The 1,988-nt window shown below is 71.1% G+C and carries 1 protein-coding gene and 1 pseudogene; both read right to left on the bottom strand.

Features of this window, described 5'->3' with window-relative positions; all coding sequences use genetic code 11:
- The coding region (locus AB0M20_RS40510; protein ID WP_364306497.1) for an aldolase/citrate lyase family protein at positions 1-1,003 on the bottom strand (1,003 nt) is incomplete at its 3' end.
- Positions 1,004-1,005: 2 nt separating this feature from the next.
- Positions 1,006-1,988 (bottom strand): annotated as a pseudogene (locus AB0M20_RS40505) (malate synthase A); the annotation flags it as partial.

Below are 1,988 nucleotides of genomic sequence, written 5' to 3'. Positions count from 1 at the left end.
GGCGCAGCCGGGTGACCGCGGCGTCGCGGCCGTCGGCGAAGAAGCCGTAGGTCGCCGCATACCGCGTCGGCAACTGCGCCGCGTGCAGATCCCAGCCCTGGTAGAAGCCGCGTTCCAGGGAGCGCCGCACGAGCCGGTGGTGCAGCGCCCAGGCGGCCTGCACCTCGCCGGCCGTGCCGACCGGGAGCACGTTGGTGGATCCGTCGGAGAGCCGCACGCCGGTCTGCGCGGCGGCGGCCTGCATGACCGCCTTCGCGTGGTCGGCCACCGGGTGGTCCATCGACTGGTACGCCGCCGCCACCCCGGCCGCCGCGCTGTAGTCGTACGTGCCGTAGTGCAGCCCGGTGCATCGGCCGTCCGCGGCGGTGATCAGCTTGGCCACCGTCGCCGTCCCGTCGGCGCCGAGCACCGCCGCCGGCAGCTCGATCTGGATCTCGAAGGTGAGCCGGCCGGCCGGCAGACCGTACGCCCGCTCCAGCCTCTCGCACAGCGAAACCATCGCCGTCACCTGGTCGGGGCCGCTCACCTTCGGCAGCGTGATGGTGAACGGGTCGCCGTAGGCGGTCAGGAACAGATCGAGGGTACGCAGCGCGCGGTGCCGGGTGGCCGGCTCGAGCGACTTGATCCGGATGCCCGCGAACGGCGGCCGGACGCCCTCGTTGAGCGCCGCGGCGGCCGCCTTGACCGCCGCATCCTCGGTCGCGTCGTCCCGCACCCCGTAGCCGTCCTCGAGGTCGACACGCAGGTCCTCGATCGGCTCGGCGCGCAGCTTGGCCTCGACCTGATCGGCGTAGCCGAACCGCCACTCGTGGGCGTGCATGGCGGCCAGCGCGTCGGCCCGCCACACGTCGATCAGATCGGGCGTGACGCGGTCGGCCGGCACGTAGACGGTGTGCACCGGCTGCCGCCCGGCGCGCTCCCCCGGATACCGCTGCCGGAGATGGGCGTCGTGCGCGGCGAGCCGGTCGTCGATCTCCCGGTAGTCGCCCTCGGTCAGCCGCACGCTCAATCGATGCTGTCGTAGGCGGCGGTGGTCAGGAAGTCGGCGAAGTCGTCGGCCAGGGCGACGCGCTCGAAGAGCTTGCGGGCGTCGTCGAAGCGGTTGCCCGGCTGCGGCTCGATCTTCGCCAGCTCCTCGTCCTCGATCCGCTGCACCAGCTCGGCGGTGATCGGGGTGCCGTCGGGCAGCGTGACGCCGTTGTGGATCCACTGCCAGATCTGCGAGCGGGAGATCTCCGCGGTGGCGGCGTCCTCCATCAGGTTGTTGATCGCCACCGCGCCGTTGCCGCGCAGCCAGGCCTCCAGATACTGCAAGCCCACCGACACGTTGTTGCGCAGCCCGGCCTCGGTCACCGTCTCCTTGAGGGACCCGACGTCCAGCAGCTGCGCCGCGGTCACCGAGACGTCGTCGCGGACGCGGTCGAGCTGGTTGGGCTTGTCGCCCAGCACCCGGTCGAAGATCTCCTGGCACACCGGCACGAGGTCGGGGTGCGCCACCCAGGAGCCGTCGAAGCCGTCGCCCGCCTCGCGCTCCTTGTCCTCGCGCACCTTGCCCAGCGCGACCTCGTTGACCGCCGGGTCACGCCGTGACGGGATGAACGCGGCCATCCCGCCCATCGCGAACGCGCCGCGGCGGTGGCAGGTGGAGACGAGCAGCTCCGTGTACGCCCTCATGAACGGCGCCGTCATCGTCACCGAGGCGCGGTCGGGCAGCACCATCGAAGGGTTGTCCCGGAAGTACTTGATGATGCTGAACAGGTAGTCCCAGCGGCCGGCGTTCAGCCCGGAGATGTGCGGCCGCAACGCGTGCAGGATCTCGTCCATCTCGAAGGCCGCCGGGATGGTCTCGATGAGCACGGTCGCGCGTATCGTGCCCTGCGGGATGCCGATGGCGTCCTGGGCGTACGTGAAAACGTCGTTCCACAGTGCCGCCTCTTTGTGCGACTCCATCTTGGGCAGATAGAGATACGGCCCGCTGCCGCGCTCGA

The sequence above is a fragment of the Actinoplanes sp. NPDC051633 genome, from assembly GCF_040681735.1.
Lineage (GTDB): Bacteria > Actinomycetota > Actinomycetes > Mycobacteriales > Micromonosporaceae > Actinoplanes.
This window is presented reverse-complemented; position numbering and strand designations above follow the sequence as displayed.